This window comes from Sphingomonas sp. OV641 (assembly GCF_900109205.1).
Classification (GTDB): domain Bacteria; phylum Pseudomonadota; class Alphaproteobacteria; order Sphingomonadales; family Sphingomonadaceae; genus Sphingomonas.
Genome location: NZ_FNZB01000004.1, coordinates 208,353 through 222,955, shown reverse-complemented (window position 1 = coordinate 222,955; position 14,603 = coordinate 208,353). Strand labels below are relative to the sequence as shown.

Below are 14,603 nucleotides of genomic sequence, written 5' to 3'. Positions count from 1 at the left end.
ATCCCCCTTGCTGCACCGAACGTCAGCCGGCGTATTGGGCGTCGCTGACCTGCTCCATCCAGGTGACGGCCGAACCATTCTTCATTTCGGCGATGGCAAGGTGGCTCATCGCGCAACCGGGCGCCGCGCCATGCCAGTGCTTTTCGTCGGGCTCGAACCAGACGATGTCGCCGGGCCTGACCTCCTCGACTGGTCCGCCTTCGCGCTGCACGCGCCCGAGGCCCGAAAGGATCAGGAGCGTCTGGCCGAGCGGGTGTGTGTGCCATGCTGTCCGGGCGCCCGGCTCGAAGGTGACGGTCGCCCCGGACAGCGCGCCGCTGCCCTTGAAGGGCGCGTCCACGCGAACGTTGCCGGTGAAGTATTCGGCCGGCCCCTTGTTCGAATCCTGGGCTCCGCTGCGGACGATCTGCATCTCGGAGGTTCCTTTCCTGAGGGCACCGCATGTCGGTCGCCAGGCTCCATGTAGCAGCTCATGTCCCGTCCGATTAGGCGGCGTTCGTCGCAAGCGGCTATGCCTGGTATTCATGGAACCACATCGACCAAGCCCGGGCTGAGTGATAGATCGCGCTATGCGCCGCGAAGAGCTTGTCGATCTGAACGCCTTTCTTGCCGTGGCGGAGGAGCAGAGCTTCACACGCGCCGCGGCGAGGCTTGGTACCTCCCAATCCGCCTTGAGCCACACCGTGCGCCGGCTGGAAACCCGGCTGGGTGTTCGCCTCCTGACGCGGACGACGCGGAGCGTCGCGCCGACGGAAGCGGGTGAACGGCTGATCGCGACGCTGCGCCCCGCGCTCGACATGATCGGCACCGAATTGTCGATGATCAGCGAATTGAGTGACAAGCCGTCGGGCACCGTGCGCATCACAACGTCGGACCATGCGGCACGAACGATCCTGTGGCCGGCGCTTGAGCGCTTCCTGCCGAACTATCCCGACGTGCATGTCGAACTGAGCATCGATTCCAGCCTGTCCGACATCGTCGCCGACCGGTTCGACGCGGGCGTTCGGCTCGGCGAGGCGCTGGCCAAGGACATGATCGCGGTCCGGATCGGCCCGGAACAGCGCATGGTCGTGATCGGCTCGCCGGCCTATCTGGCAAAGGCGGGCGTTCCGCGGACGCCGCAGGACCTGTCCGGGCACCAGTGCATCAACCTGCGTATGCTGAGCTCGGGCGGCATCTACGCCTGGGAACTGGAAAAGGACGGGCGCGAGCTTCGCGTGCGTGTGGAAGGCCAGCTCGCGTTCAACAACACCGACATGATCATGCGTGCCGCGATTGCCGGCTTCGGGCTCGGCTTCATCATGGAGGATCAGGCCGCGCCCGCGATCGCTGACGGCAGCCTTGTCACCGTGCTGGACGATTGGTGCCCGCCATTTGCCGGCTACCATCTGTATTACACCAGCCGCCGCCAGCCATCGGCCGCCTTCGCGTTACTGGTCGAAGCGCTGCGTCATCGAGGCTAGTCACTGTTTCACAACAGTCGGCAGCAGAGCGCTTAACATAACGGTTCTTATCGTCTTACTTGACGGCTCCGATGCGCCGACTGCGGACGGGCGAGCCGATCGTCCGCTGCACCGCCGGCCCGTCCGACTGCAACTATAACAGCTTGTCCAGCGTGATAGGCAGGTCGCGGATCCGCTTGCCCGTTGCGTTGAAGATCGCATTGGCCACGGCGGCGCCGACGCCGGTGATGCCGATCTCACCCACCCCGCGCGCGCCCATCGGTGTGTGCGGATCGGGGATATCGGTCCACATCACCTCGATCTCCGGCACGTCGAGGTGCACCGGCAGGTGATATTCGGAGAGGCTGGGGTTCATGATCCGCCCCGATCGCTCGTCGAACATCGTCTCCTCGGTGAGCGCAAGGCCGAGCCCCATGATCATTCCGCCGCGAAACTGGCTCGCGGCCGTCTTGGTGTTCAGGATCTTGCCGCAGTCGAACGCGCCAAGCAGGCGCCGCACGCGCGGCTCGCCGGTGACGCTGCTGACGGCGATCTCGACGAAGATCGCGCCGTGCGAGTGCATCGACCAATGCTGGATCTCGAGCGGCTGCGGCGCCTTGCCCTCGACGCTCACCTCGTCGCGCTGCGCGCGGGCGAGGATGGAGGCGTAGCTCTCCCACCGTGCGGGATCGTTCAGCGCGGCGATGCCACCGCGCAGACCGCCGACCTCATCGGGGGAAAGGCCGGCGAGCGGTGAATCGTTGCCGGCGAGCTTGAGCAGTTCGGCCCACAACAGCTTCTGCGCCGCGATGACGGATGCGCCGATGGAGGCGGTCTGCTGCGATCCGCCTGCCAACACCTGACCGGGAAATAGCGTGTCGCCATAAGCGAAATCGACCTGTTCCATGTCGAGCCCGAGCCGATCGGCGATCACCTGGCTCTGCGCCGTGGCGGTGCCCATGCCCATTTCGTGCGCGGCGATCTCGACCCGCGCGCGGCCGTCGCGGGCAATCGTCAGGCGCGCCGCGCCGCCGGGCATGCGGTAATAGGGATAGGTCGCGGTCGCGACGCCCATGCCGATCAGCCATTCGCCTTCGCGCCGCGCGCCCGGTGCCTGGCGCGCCGCCCAGCCGAACGCCTCGGCTCCCATGCGATATGCCTTTTCGACGTCGCGCTGCGAGAACGGCAGGTTGGTGGTGGGATCGCGCTCCGGCTCGTTCTTCATGCGCAGCTCGATCGGGTCCATGTTCATCGCATGGGCGAGTTCGTCGATCGCACTTTCCAGCGCAAAGGTGCCGGGCGCCTCGCCGGGTGCGCGCATGAAGGTGTTGGCGAGCATGTCCATATAGCCGACGCGCACCTCCAGGTGGCGCGTGGCGCTGGCATAGCTGCTCATCGATCCGGTGATGAACGGCTCCGGCATCGCATTGTGACGCGTCATGATCGTGGAACCGGTGTGGATCAGGGCGGTGAAGCTGCCGTCCGCATCGGCGCCCAATGCCACCCGCTGCTCGGTAAGCGTGCGCCCGCCCACCGTGCGATACACGCCTTCGCGCGACAGGTTGAGCCGCACCGGCACGCCGGCGAGCCTGCTTGCCGCCGCGGCGAGCGGCTGATGATACCACAGGGTCTTGCCGCCGAAGCCGCCGCCCACGAACGGCGAGGTGACGTGCACGTTCTCGGCGCCGACGTCGAAGATCGCGCCCAGCGTCCAGGCGTGATGCGCCACCGCCTGGCTCGCATCATGGACGCGCAGGCGATCGCCATCCCAAGCGACGGTGCAGCCATGCAGCTCGATCGCATTATGGTTGTGCCGCGGCGTGCGATAGACATGGTCGACCTTGTGCGGCGCGCGGGCGAGTTCGTCCTCGGGCTCGCCCACGATCATCCGCAGCGGCTGGCCCTGGAATTCGGCAAGGTCGGTGCCGTTCGCCCTGGCGGTCTCCAGCGTGGTGACGGCGGCGTCCGTGTCATAGGTGACGCGGATCAGCGACTTGGCATGATCGGCCTGCTCCTGCGTTGCCGCCAGCACCACCGCCACCGGCTGCCCATTCCAGTGGATCACCGGATCCATGATCGGCAGCGAATTGCCACCGGCGGCCAGTTCGCTCGTCATGAACAGGGGCATGGGCTTCATCGTCGGCACGTTTTCGTGCGTCATGACCAGCGCGACGCCGGGTGCCGTTTCCGCCGCGGCGCTGTCGATGGAGGTGATCCTGCCCTTCGCAACCGTGCTGAACGCAACGGCGGCATAGAGCATCCCGTCGAGCGGAAACTCGGCGGAGAACGGCGCCTTGCCCGCCACCTTCAGCGGCCCGTCGATACGGCTCACCGGCTTGCCGGTATGGCCATGCTGTTCGCGGATGAGCGGATCGGGCGTGCCGCCGGGGATCCATGAATCCGGGGCGAGCGCGATCGCCTTTTGCATCACGCCCTGCACCGTGCCCTTGGCCATTTCATAGGTGTCTTTGAGAACGCTCATACCGCCAGCTCCTCGAGAACGGCCGTGATGGTGCGGATCGCGAGCGGCACCTTGAAGCCGTTGTCGCGCAGCGGCCTGGCGTCCGCCAGTTCCGCCTCGGCAGCGGCGCGGAAGGTGTCGGCGGTGGCGGGTCTGCCGACCAGCAGGCCCTCCGCCTTTTCCGCCCGCCACGGCTTGTGCGCGACGCCGCCAAGCGCCAGCCGGGCGCCCGTCACCGTGCCGCCATCCACCGCCAGCGTGGCGGCGACCGACACCAGCGCGAAGGCGTAGGAGGCACGATCGCGCACCTTGCGATACGTGCCGCCAAGGTTCGCCGAGGTGGCCGGCAGCTCGACCGCGGTGATCAGTTCACCGGGCTTCAACACCGTCTCGATCTGCGGGCTGGCGCCAGGCAAGGTGTGGAAGCGGGTGAGCGGCACCACGCGCCGCCCCTCACCTCCCTCGACATGGACCAGCGCGTCGAGCGCGGCCAGAGCGACACACATGTCGCTCGGGTGGGTGGCGACACAGGCGTCCGAGCTGCCGAGGATCGCATGGATGCGATTGAACCCGTGCACCGCATCGCAGCCCGCGCCGGGCACCCGCTTGTTGCAGCGCGCCGCCTCGTTGTCGTAGAAATAATAGCAACGCGTGCGCTGCAGCAGGTTGCCGCCGACAGTCGCCATGTTGCGGATCTGCGCGCTCGCGCCGGCCAGGATCGCCCGTGCCAGGATCGGATAGCGCTCACGGATCAGCCGGCTTTCGGCCACGGCGGTGTTCTTCGCCGCGGCACCGATCAGCACGCCGCCGTCGACCGTCTCCTCGATCGAGGTGGAGAGGCCGGTCACGTCGACCAACGTGCGCGGTGCCTCGATCGTCTCGCGCATCAGGTCGACCAGATTGGTGCCGCCGCCCAGGAAGCGCGCCTCTTCCGCCTGGATCTTGGCCAGCGCATCCTCGTGGCTTTCGGCGCGCAGATAGTCGAAGGTCAGCATCAGGCGGGCTCCTTCACCTTGCCGGCATGTGCCTGCACGTCGGGGAGCAAAGCTTCGCGCACCGCATCGATGATGCCGTTATAGGCGCCGCAGCGGCACAGATTGCCGCTCATCCGCTCGCGCAACTCGTCATGGTCGAGGTCGATCGTCTCGGCCGCGAGATCGGGCGTCACGTTGCTCGGCAACCCGCGCGTCGCCTCGTTCGCCATGCCCACGGCCGAACAGATCTGGCCGGGCGTGCAATAGCCGCACTGGAAACCGTCATGCTCGACAAAGGCGGCCTGGATGTCGGCCAGCGCCTGCGGCGTACCGATGCCTTCGATCGTGGTGATCTCGCGTCCCTGATATTGCACCGCCAGGGCAAGACATGAATTTATGCGCTGTCCATCCACCAGCATCGTGCAGGCGCCGCACGCGCCCTGGTTGCAGCCCTTCTTGGTCCCGAACAGGTGCAGCTGCTCACGCACGAGATCGAGCAACGAGGTCCGGCTGTCGACCTCCAACTCATGGTGCTGGCCATTGATGTTGAAATGCATGGGCCAAGACTCCTCGCTGGCGCCGAACAACCTCAACATGGCGGCGCGAGTGCGGTTCCATCCGCACGCGCCGGGCCGACAGGCGCCTGCGCTGGATCTCCGCGCTTCGTGTGAACGACCCTAGGTCCGGGCGCGCAACATGCTCCAGCGAAAGCCCATCAGCCTGGGCCAGCTCTCCGTTCGGCCGTTCACGATCAAGGAGAGCAACGGCACTTGGCGAACGATGCAAACGTGCGTCACGTAGGACAACCCACCCGCCATCGCGATGGCAACTACGAACTGGATATACGGATGCCAGTGCAAAGGCGCGAGCGCTGCATTCAGGGCGAGCAACAGGGGTAGATGCAATAGGTAGATGGTCAAGGATGCGTCACACAGCTTTTTGATCAGCGGATGGACTTTCGACATTGCGATTGCTGAGCGATAGATCAGTGCAAAGGCTGCCGGCGGGCAAAGCGCCGCTGCGACCATCCGCAACAAGCCATGCATCTGATACGTTTGCGGGGACATCGGAGCCGTCAGCATCACGGCCGTGTAAAGTGCGGCAACGACGGCGAGGATTGCGGCCGCCGGACGGACGGATCGCCAGAGGGTATCCCCCAAAATCGGCGAGCGCGCCATCGCCAATCCAAAAAGATACAAAGGCAAGTAACCGGAGATGTTCGGTGCCTGACCGAGCATCGGAACGAGAAGTTTCGGGGCGATCAGGTAAACAAGAAATCTCGTCCACACCATCAGAACGAACGAGGCCAGAGCCAATCTCAACAAGAGTTGTGCCGGTGAACCGGCCGCAACCAATGTGGCGAAGTTGCCGATCATTCCGCGCCTGTCGTCCAGCCTGTAGAGCGCAACAGTGGCCGGCGCGTACATCAGCAGCGCGACCAAGAACCAGACATGATGCCAATCAAACATCAGCGGCACGGGGGCATGTGGATACCAGCGCGCGAGCATCAGGACAGAGGGGCAGAGCACTCCCCAGCCAAACGACATCGGCAGGCCGATCTGGACGAGCCTGCGAACCAGCCATTCACGAAGGGTTCGTCTGCGCAGCGCCATTCCGCATAGAAGACCGGACAGGGCAAAGAAGCATCCCATGCGAAAGGCGCTAGAGACCAGCCCGACGACCGTGAACAAGGGCTGCGGCGGCTGCCAGAGCGAACCGTGAAGCAGCAGGCCGCCGAGCATCAGCGCGACCCGCCAGACATCAAGGCCCTCGATGCGCTCGCCCGGCGTGGGGTTAGCCTGAAGGACTTTCGTCTCCTCCGATCCCGGTAGGCTCATCCTTTGCTCGCAAGCCGCGTGCGGCTGCACCGTTCGGAGGAGAGGTCGAAGCTTCGGTCCAGATGTCGCTCAATCTCGTCGCCCCACACTCGATAACCGGCGGAGGACAAGTGTATGCCATCGTCCATGTAGAATGGCCCTGGCGTGCCGCCGTTCAGGAGCGTCTGCCCGGCGTCGACGAATTCCATGTTCGCTCGCGCCGCGACGAAGCGGCGAAGCCGCGCATCAACCGCGATTTGCGCCTGTCGATTGCTCCATCTGGTCGGGCTCGGCTTCATCGAAACCAAAAGGATCGTTGCTTTTGGCGCCTGTTGTGCAAGCGTCCCCGCGAGTTTCTCCAGGCGTGACGCGACAGGCGCGTCGGCAACTCCGTCTGCAAGGTCGTTCTCGCCGGCGTAGAGAATGATGGCGGTTGGAGCCATCTCCTTCGCGGTGAGGAGGACCCGCTGTTGCAACTCGGGCAAGCGCGCGCCCTCGATCCCGCGATTGTGAATCTGCCAGCTTCCGAGCTGGGTTTGCGCCGAGGCCCAGCGATGTATCGAGGAACTGCCTACCAGCCACAGCACGCACCGCCCATTCGATACCTGAGCATCTGGCAAGGGCTCACGCGTTCGATCAGGAAACCTGAAGAACAAGAACGTGCCGGTGATCACGCTGAACACCAAGAGGCCAAAAAGGAGCTTGGCCAGGGTCCCGAGTATAGACGCAGGTTCAGGTGATGAACCAGAGTGGATCATGATCCACTGGTTGGGTTCAAGAAGTTAATGGGCGGTTTATTACACCTGTCCGTGGCTATGATGGTGATCCGTGCAAAACCGGATTGGTGCCTGCTCGCCCACTCGCCTGCAGCGCTGCCGGTGAACGCGCAGCGGACGCCGGCCTCCTGCGTGTACGCCGTTTACCTTCCGGCCGAGCCCCGTTCAGCCAGACGAAAAGCCGCCCGCGTTCGCCTCGCTTTAGCGAGCGCGCCGGATCTCCGCGCTTCGCCTAAACGGTCAACCGGCCTTGCATCACGAGGGAAGCTGAACGAGGGTGTCGCCATGGCCGATCGTATATTGATCTTATACGGTTCCTACCGTTCCGACCGGCAGGGCATCCATCTCGCCAATTGGCTGGTTCGCGCCTTTCGCGAACGTGGAGCCGAGCCCGAGTTGATCGACGCCAAGGTGCTCGATCTCCCCATGCTGGACCGTATGTACAAGGAATATCCAGCGGGTCAGGCGCCATCAGCGCTGGCGGAGTTGGCGGACAAGATCAGGAACGCTGATGCCTTCGTGTTCGTGACAGGTGAATATAATTGGGGTGTGCAGCCAGGGCTGAAGAACCTGACCGATCATTTCCTGGAAGAATGGTATTGGCGCCCCGCCGCGATCGTCAGCTACTCGGCCGGACGCTTTGCAGGCGCACGTGCGGGCGTCGCGTGGCACAGCATCCTGTCGGAAATGGGCATGGTCGTTGTCTCAAGCACCATCGCGGTCAGTGGCATCGGCCGGACCTTCGATGCGGCAGGCGAGCCTCAGGGCGACAGCGGTGCCTCGCTCACGCGCGCCTTTCCGCGCTTTGCCGACGATCTGGCTTGGTGGGCGGAGGCAGCAGGCGCCCAGCGCGACCGGGTTACACCGCCATATTGAGGCGAAGCCGCAGGACGCTATCGCTCGCTGTCATGAACAGGGTACGGCCATCTTCGCCGAACGTGCAATTGGCGATCGCCTTGCCGACCGCGATCAGGCCGAGCTTTCGCCCGTCCGGCGCGATCACGTAGAGGCCGCCGGGGCCGCTGGCGAACAGATGGCCCGATCGCGCCACCTTCATGCCGTCCGGCAGACCCGGCAGGCGTCGCGCATCTTCGGCGGAGAAGTCGACCAGACGCCGACCGGGCCCGCGCGCGGCGCCGTCCGCCGCCAGATCATAGACGCGGATCTCGGGCGCCTCCTCGTCCGAACAGGCGACGTACAGGCGATCGCCACGCGGCGACAGCGCGACGCCGTTCGGGCGCCGGAGGCTGCGGTCGATCACGGCGACTTCGCCCGTCGGCGACAGGCGATAGACGCCATTGAACGGCAGCTCCTTCAGCGGCGAGGAATCGCCTTCCGCAAGGCCATAAGGCGGATCGGTGAAATAGATCGCTCCGTCGCGCGCGATTGCCACGTCGTTGCAGCTGTTGAAGCGCTTGCCCTCGAAGCGGTCTGCGAGGATCGTCTTGCGCCTGGTGGCGAGATCGACGCGGGCGATGGCGCGCGTGCCCGAATCCGCCAGGATCAACGCGCCGGAATGGTCGATCGCAAGGCCGTTGGCGCCCGCCTCGCGGATCCCCGCCGGGATCGGTCCGGCGAGGCCGGAGGGCTGGAGGAACGGCGCCGCCCCCTCCCCGCGCGTCCAGCGATAGACGATGTTGGCCGGCACGTCGGAGAACAGCAGATAGCCGCCGCGCTTCACCCACACTGGCCCTTCCGCCCAGCGATAGCCGGTGGCGATCACCTCGATCGGGCTGGCCGGATCGATCAGCCGGTCGAGTTCCGGATCGAAGCGGGTGATCGTGCCGCCGGACGCGGCGCGCGCGGCGCCCGTAGCCAGCAAGGCCGTTGCGCCGGCAAGCATCGATCGCCGCGTCATGTCCATCATCGTCGCGTTCCTATCTGTAGTGCGGCAGCGCGGCTCGTCAGCTGACGCTCACCACCGTCGCGATCGCAGCGGCTGGCGCCGTTCCTTCACCTCCTTCGGCGATCGCAAAGCGGCCTCGCGCGCGAATGTCGGCGGACGAACTGCCGACCATGACCTCGAAGACTCCCGGCTCGATCACCCATTTGCCCGCCTTCCACAAGGCGAGTTGCGCGTGCGTGAGCGTGAACCGCAGGGTGCGCTGCTCGCCGGCGCGCAGCGACAGGCGGTGGAAGCCGCGCAGCTCGCGTACCGGTCGCGCGACGGAGGCGACGGGATCGCGCACGTAGAGCTGCACCACTTCCTCGGCCGACCGCTCGCCGGCGTTGGTGACGGCAACGCTCACCACCGCCGCGTCGCCGCGCTGCTCGATGGCGAGCGCACCATAGTCGAAGCGGCTGTAGCTGAGGCCGTGGCCGAACGGGAACAGCGGACCCACGTCGACGTCGCGATAGCGGGCGCTGTCGATCGCGAGGTCCGGATTGGCGGGGCGACCGCTGGGGACGTGCGCGTAGGTCATCGGCAGCTGGCCGGTGACGCGCGGCATGCCCATCGGCAGGCGGCCGGCGGGCGACGTCTTGCCGGTCAGGATCTCGGCGATGGCGGGGCCGCTCTCGATGCCGAGAAACCAGGTTTCGAGCACGGCGGGGATGCCGGCCAGCGCCTTCTCCAATGCGAGCGGGCGACCGTTCATCAGGATCGCGACGATCGGCTTGCCGGTCGCACGGATCGCATCGACCAGCGCCTGCTGCTTGCCGGGCAAGGTGATGTCGGAACGGCTGCGCGCCTCGCCGCTCAGGTCAAAATCCTCGCCGATCGCGAGCAGCACCACGTCGGCGGCGCCGGCGATGCGCGCGGCGGCGGCGGGATCGGTGCCCGGATCGTAGCTTGCCTGTGGCAGCGCCGTGCGCAGCGTCACTGCATCCTCGGGGCGGCCACGCGCGCGCCACGAGCCGATCGCCGATGAGGCATCGTCGGCAAGCGCGCCAATCAGCGCGACCTTGGTGCCGGGCTTGAGCGGCAACACAGCGCCCTCGTTGCGCAGCAGGACGATCGAGCGCGTCGCCATCTCGCGCGCCTTGGTGCGAGCGAGCGGCGCGGCCGCGCGCCTGGCGTCGCCGAAGCCGTAAGGATCGTCGAACAGGCCGAGCCGCGCCTTGACCGCGAGGATGCGGCCGACCGCCTCGTCCACCAGCGGCAGCAATGTCGCATCGGCGGCGACGGCGGCGGCGAGATGCTCGATATAGGTGCCGCTCGCCATGTCCATGTCGACGCCGGCACGCAGCGCGAGCGCGGCGGCCTCGGCCGGGGTAGCAACGACGCCATGGTTCATCAGCTCGCGGATCGCGTTCCAGTCGCTGACGATCAGCCCCTGATAGCCCCAGCGGCCACGCAACTGCCCGCGTACCAGATCCTCATGCGCGGTCATCGGCACGCCGGCGACGTCGTTGAAGGCGGTCATGAAGCTGCCGGTGCCGGCGCGGATCGCGGCGTGGAACGGCGGCAGATAGACTTCGTGCAGCGCGCGGTCGGTCAGGTCGGCGCTGTCGTAATCGCGCCCGCCGGCGACCGCGCCATAGCCGACGAAATGCTTGGTGCACGACAGCATCCGGCCCGGCGCAGACGGATCGCCGCCCTCGATCCCGCGCACCTGCGCCTCGGCCATACGGCTGCCGAGATAGGCGTCCTCCCCTGCCCCCTCGACCACGCGGCCCCAGCGCGCGTCTCGGGCAACATCGACCATGGGGGTGAAGGTCCAGTGCAGCCCGGCGGCGCGCGCTTCCTCGGCGGCGAGCGCGGCGGCCTGCTCCATCATCGCCGGATCCCAGCTGGCGGCGAGCGCGAGCGGCACGGGCAGGATGGTGCGGTAGCCGTGGATCACGTCCATCGCGAACAGCAAAGGAATGCCGAGCCGCGACTCCTCGACCGCGACCTTCTGCAGCTTGCGCAGCGGCTCGGCGCCCGCGACGTGGAGGAACGAGCCCATCTCGCCGCGGCGCACGCGGTTCATCATGCCCTCGTCAAGGCGCGAGTTGAGCGCCTTTTGCCGCCCGCCCGCGATCTGGTTCATCTGGCCGATCTTCTCAGGCAGTGTCATCCGGCCGATCAGATCGCGGATGCGCGCGCTGTGATCGCGCGTGCTCTTCGCAATCGCCACGGGTCCCCAGGCGGAGGCGGCGAGCAACGCGCCCGCCTTCATCACGTCGCGCCGATGGAGCTGTGTGGAATTCATACCAGCGACACCGCCCGCCGCTCGCGCGCCGAGCGGTAGATCGCCTCGATCAGCCGCATGTCGCGCAGCCCCTCCTCACCCGAAGCGCGCAGGGGGATGCCGGTGAGCACGCTTTCGGGCAGATGATCGAGTTGCGCGGCGAACTGGTTCTTGCGCGGCGCGGGCAATTTCACCTGCTCGGTCTTGCCGTCGGCGCGCGTCCACATCTGATGGCCTTCGTAGGAAGTCGCCGGCTCCATGCCGACCCAGCCCTTGGTGCCGGTGACGCGGAAGGCGTTGTGGCCGGAGGAATAGCTCGACACACAATTGGCGATCAGGCCCGAAGGAAACTTCAGCTGGAAGTCGATGCGGTCCTCGGTGTTCTTGAAGCGCGGATCGCTCTTGTCGGTCCATTCGGTCGCGACCAGCTCGACCGGCTCCTCGCCGGCAAGGTAGCGCGCGGCGTTGAGGCTGTAGATGCCGATGTCCATCAGCGATCCGCCGCCCGACATGGCCTTGTCGAGCCGCCAGATTCCGGCGGGCGCGTAGAAGCCGTGTTCGGCGGTGATCAGCGTCGGGCGGCCGACGAAGCCGGATTTCACCAGCTCGACCGCGCGAAGGTTATGCTGCTCGAAATGGCAGCGATATCCGATCATCAGCTTGCGGTTGGCCTTCCTGGCGGCGGCGATCATCGCTTCCGCCTCCGCCGCGGTGGTGGCCATCGGCTTTTCGCACATCACATGCTTGCCGGCCTGGCTGGCGCGGATCGAATATTCGGCGTGCATCGAATTGGGGAGGACGACGTACACGACGTCGATGTCCGGATTGTTCCGGATCGTGTCGTAATCGGCGTAGCTGTAGCGATGCGTTTTGGGGATGCCGTATTCGGCGCCGTAGCGCTCCAGCTTCTCGGGCGTGCCGCTGACGAGGGCGACGAGACGCGAATGTTCGCAATTCTTGAACTGCGGCATGATCTGGCGCGTGGCATAGCTGCCGAGGCCGACGACCGCATAGCCGAGCTTGCGCTTGGGGGCGCCGGCTCCAGCCATGGCTGGCACGGTGGCGCTGGCAAGGCCCGCGCCGATCCCCGTCAGCACCGTTCGCCTGTTCCAGTCCCCCATGATCTCTCTCCTGCTTGTACCCGCACGGTAGCGCTATCAGAGCCTCGGCGCGACATGAAAAGGTGGCGATGCCGGCACGCGGGAAACGGGACGGGCAAGTCGACGCGCGCTGCCGCCTTCGCTCATGGCGACAGCGACCATTGTCTCGCCGCCGGGCTCGGCCTTCCGGCGCTGATCGCCCGGAGGTTACTTTCGGGGAAGCTTCATGCCCAGCAGCACCAGCTTGCCCTCGATCCCGAACCAGTGCGGCACGCCCGCCGGCACCAGGATCACGTCGCCGGGCCCCAGCCGGCGCGTCGATCCGCCGTCGATCCTGCTGCCCTCGACCAGACCGGGGCGCGTTTCCGCCGGCTCGACCATCGTGCCGCCGGAGACGAGCGTACCGGCGCCTTCGATCACCAGTGCATATTCTGCTTCGTCCGGATGAACCGCGGGCTTGCCGGGCGCCTTCCAATATTCGAGCGCCGCGATCGTCTCGCCGTCCTTCACCAGCGGCTCGTACGCGAACGTGCCTTTCCCCATGCGTGCGGCCATCGCGGCAACCTTGGCGCGGATCTCGGCGGCGCTGGCCGCGTCCGCCGGTGCCGACTGCGCCATGGCAGGGCCGGGGCAGAGCAGCAAAGCGGCGAGCGCGACACCGGCAAGTTTAGCGATAACCACGGGCGACCCTCCATCTTCCATGGCGTGATCAGTAGGGGCAGTTGTCGGGCAGGTACAATGTGTCCATGGCTCGTGGATGGCGACCGTTAGGACCACAATGCAGGCGAGCGCGATGTGCAAGCGAGCGCTGACCGGCCTCTCCCTTGTTCTGGCGACCGCCGCTGGCGCGCAGGCAAAGGACGACGAAGCGATCGCGCTGCGCCGTGGCGACATGGTGGTCCGCTTGATACCGTTCGGCGCGACCGTCACGCAGATCGAGGTCCCCGACCGCACCGGCAGGCGCGCCAACGTCCTGCTCGGCTTCCGAAGTCCGGCCGAGTTCCGCGCGAAGAATCACAAGGCATCGTTCGGCGCGACGATCGGCCGCTACGCCGGCCGGATAGCTGGCGCCCGCTTCACGATCGACGGGCAGCCGGTGCAGCTCGTCGCCGATGATGGCCCAAACGCACTGCACGGCGGCGGCGCGGCGAAGTTCGACACGCAGGAATGGACCGTCCGGCATCGCGATTCCCGGGCAGTGACCTTCAGCCTCGACAGCCCGGACGGCTTTCAGGGCTTTCCGGGACGGCTTCAGGTGCTCGTCACCTACCGCCTGATCGCCGGCAACGCGCTGCGTATCGATTATGAGGCGCGCACGTCCAAGCCGACGGTGCTGAACCTGACCAATCACGTCTATTTCAACCTGGCCGGCGAAGGATCCGGCACGGTCCGGTCGCAGACGCTTCAGATCCTGGCCGACCGCTATGTCGCGACCGATGCAGGCGGCATTCCAACGGGCGCTTTCCCGCCGGTCGCCGGCACCGCGCTCGACCTGCGCACGCCATCCCCGCTTGGTGCCGGGATCGACAGCCGCTCACCCTTGATGGGGTCGCGCGGCTTCAACCACGCCTGGCTGTTCGACAAGCCGGCCGGAGAGCTCGCAACCGTCGCGCGGCTGGCGGATCCCGCGTCGGGCCGCACGCTGACCGTGGAGACCAGCGAGCCCTCGATCCAGGTCTATACCGCGGGCTATCTCGACGGGACCGACCGTGGCCCGAGCGGCCGGATCATGAACCCGTTCGATGGCGTGGCGCTGGAGACCCAGCATCTGTCGGACAGCCCCAATCAGCCGAGCTTCCCAAGCACCCTGCTGAGACCCGGAGAGATATTTCGATCGACCACGATCTGGCGCTTCGGGCTGTCACCTGCCCCGACCAAGCCCCGCTAACGTCCGTCACCGGACAGCCCCGTTCAGCCA

At 66.5% G+C, this 14,603-nt stretch carries 13 protein-coding genes; 3 read left to right on the top strand and 10 right to left on the bottom strand.

What is annotated here, in order from left to right; genetic code table 11:
- Positions 1-22: 22 nt before the first annotated feature.
- Positions 23-412, bottom strand: coding sequence for a (R)-mandelonitrile lyase (locus tag BMX36_RS17005; protein ID WP_093067394.1), 390 nt, complete (start codon positions 410-412; stop codon positions 23-25).
- Between the two features lie 157 nt (positions 413-569).
- Between BMX36_RS17005 and BMX36_RS17000 the strand changes: the two genes are divergently transcribed.
- Positions 570-1,463 (top strand): LysR family transcriptional regulator, encoded by an 894-nt coding sequence (locus BMX36_RS17000; protein WP_066779858.1) that lies wholly within the window; start codon positions 570-572, stop codon positions 1,461-1,463.
- A gap of 133 nt (positions 1,464-1,596) precedes the next feature.
- Here the strand turns inward: BMX36_RS17000 and BMX36_RS16995 are convergent, their stop codons facing one another.
- From BMX36_RS16995 to BMX36_RS16975, 5 genes are all read right to left on the bottom strand, one after another.
- Positions 1,597-3,924 carry a xanthine dehydrogenase family protein molybdopterin-binding subunit gene (locus BMX36_RS16995; protein WP_093067391.1) on the bottom strand — a complete coding sequence of 776 codons (2,328 nt, stop codon included), beginning with the start codon at positions 3,922-3,924 and terminating at the stop codon, positions 1,597-1,599.
- Positions 3,921-4,898, bottom strand: coding sequence for an FAD binding domain-containing protein (locus tag BMX36_RS16990; protein ID WP_093067388.1), 978 nt, complete (start codon positions 4,896-4,898; stop codon positions 3,921-3,923). The genes BMX36_RS16995 and BMX36_RS16990 overlap by 4 nt, the downstream gene beginning before the upstream one ends.
- Positions 4,898-5,434 carry a 2Fe-2S iron-sulfur cluster-binding protein gene (locus BMX36_RS16985; protein ID WP_093067386.1) on the bottom strand — a complete coding sequence of 179 codons (537 nt, stop codon included), beginning with the start codon at positions 5,432-5,434 and terminating at the stop codon, positions 4,898-4,900. Before BMX36_RS16985 ends, BMX36_RS16990 begins: the two co-directional genes overlap by 1 nt.
- 120 nt (positions 5,435-5,554) lie before the next feature.
- The gene (locus BMX36_RS16980) at positions 5,555-6,715 is read right to left on the bottom strand and encodes an acyltransferase family protein (RefSeq protein ID WP_143058603.1); all 1,161 of its coding nucleotides are present in this window, start codon (positions 6,713-6,715) and stop codon (positions 5,555-5,557) included.
- A complete protein-coding gene (locus BMX36_RS16975) occupies positions 6,712-7,452 on the bottom strand; it encodes a GDSL-type esterase/lipase family protein (protein ID WP_066776659.1) in 741 nt (246 codons plus the stop codon). The genes BMX36_RS16980 and BMX36_RS16975 overlap by 4 nt, the downstream gene beginning before the upstream one ends.
- Positions 7,453-7,755: 303 nt before the next feature.
- Here BMX36_RS16975 and BMX36_RS16970 point away from each other — a divergent pair, with 303 nt between their 5' ends.
- Positions 7,756-8,346, top strand: a complete 591-nt coding sequence (locus tag BMX36_RS16970) for an NADPH-dependent FMN reductase (RefSeq protein WP_093067380.1) — start codon at positions 7,756-7,758, stop codon at positions 8,344-8,346.
- Here the strand turns inward: BMX36_RS16970 and BMX36_RS16965 are convergent.
- The 4 genes from BMX36_RS16965 to BMX36_RS16950 all read right to left on the bottom strand — a co-directional run bounded on the left by BMX36_RS16965 (position 8,330) and on the right by BMX36_RS16950 (position 13,366).
- Positions 8,330-9,337 (bottom strand): SMP-30/gluconolactonase/LRE family protein, encoded by a 1,008-nt coding sequence (locus BMX36_RS16965; RefSeq protein WP_093067377.1) that lies wholly within the window; start codon positions 9,335-9,337, stop codon positions 8,330-8,332. The two genes, BMX36_RS16970 and BMX36_RS16965, sit on opposite strands and share 17 nt — an antisense overlap.
- Before the next feature lie 37 nt (positions 9,338-9,374).
- Positions 9,375-11,606: a glycoside hydrolase family 3 N-terminal domain-containing protein gene (locus BMX36_RS16960; protein WP_093067375.1), complete on the bottom strand. Its 2,232-nt coding sequence runs from the start codon at positions 11,604-11,606 to the stop codon at positions 9,375-9,377.
- The gene (locus BMX36_RS16955; protein WP_093067372.1) at positions 11,603-12,706 is read right to left on the bottom strand and encodes a Gfo/Idh/MocA family protein; all 1,104 of its coding nucleotides are present in this window, start codon (positions 12,704-12,706) and stop codon (positions 11,603-11,605) included. The genes BMX36_RS16960 and BMX36_RS16955 overlap by 4 nt, the downstream gene beginning before the upstream one ends.
- 186 nt (positions 12,707-12,892) lie before the next feature.
- Entirely contained in the window at positions 12,893-13,366 is a 474-nt protein-coding gene (locus tag BMX36_RS16950; RefSeq protein ID WP_256210857.1) for a cupin domain-containing protein, read from the bottom strand.
- Between the two features lie 112 nt (positions 13,367-13,478).
- Between BMX36_RS16950 and BMX36_RS16945 the strand changes: the two genes are divergently transcribed.
- Positions 13,479-14,573, top strand: coding sequence for an aldose epimerase family protein (locus BMX36_RS16945; RefSeq protein ID WP_093067560.1), 1,095 nt, complete (start codon positions 13,479-13,481; stop codon positions 14,571-14,573).
- Positions 14,574-14,603: the final 30 nt, after the last annotated feature.

Bases quoted from the DNA above. Each gene is read 5' to 3' on its own strand.
- BMX36_RS16985 (WP_093067386.1), bottom strand. From the start codon at position 5,434: ATGCATTTCAACATCAATGGCCAGCACCATGAGTTGGAGGTCGACAGC.
- BMX36_RS16955 (WP_093067372.1), bottom strand. From the start codon at position 12,706: ATGGGGGACTGGAACAGGCGAACGGTGCTGACGGGGATCGGCGCGGGC.
- BMX36_RS17005 (WP_093067394.1), bottom strand. From the start codon at position 412: ATGCAGATCGTCCGCAGCGGAGCCCAGGATTCGAACAAGGGGCCGGCC.
- BMX36_RS16980 (WP_143058603.1), bottom strand. From the start codon at position 6,715: ATGAGCCTACCGGGATCGGAGGAGACGAAAGTCCTTCAGGCTAACCCC.
- BMX36_RS16970 (WP_093067380.1), top strand. From the start codon at position 7,756: ATGGCCGATCGTATATTGATCTTATACGGTTCCTACCGTTCCGACCGG.
- BMX36_RS16975 (WP_066776659.1), bottom strand. From the start codon at position 7,452: ATGATCCACTCTGGTTCATCACCTGAACCTGCGTCTATACTCGGGACC.
- BMX36_RS16990 (WP_093067388.1), bottom strand. From the start codon at position 4,898: ATGCTGACCTTCGACTATCTGCGCGCCGAAAGCCACGAGGATGCGCTG.
- BMX36_RS16945 (WP_093067560.1), top strand. From the start codon at position 13,479: ATGTGCAAGCGAGCGCTGACCGGCCTCTCCCTTGTTCTGGCGACCGCC.
- BMX36_RS16995 (WP_093067391.1), bottom strand. From the start codon at position 3,924: ATGAGCGTTCTCAAAGACACCTATGAAATGGCCAAGGGCACGGTGCAG.
- BMX36_RS16960 (WP_093067375.1), bottom strand. From the start codon at position 11,606: ATGAATTCCACACAGCTCCATCGGCGCGACGTGATGAAGGCGGGCGCG.
- BMX36_RS16965 (WP_093067377.1), bottom strand. From the start codon at position 9,337: ATGATGGACATGACGCGGCGATCGATGCTTGCCGGCGCAACGGCCTTG.
- BMX36_RS17000 (WP_066779858.1), top strand. From the start codon at position 570: ATGCGCCGCGAAGAGCTTGTCGATCTGAACGCCTTTCTTGCCGTGGCG.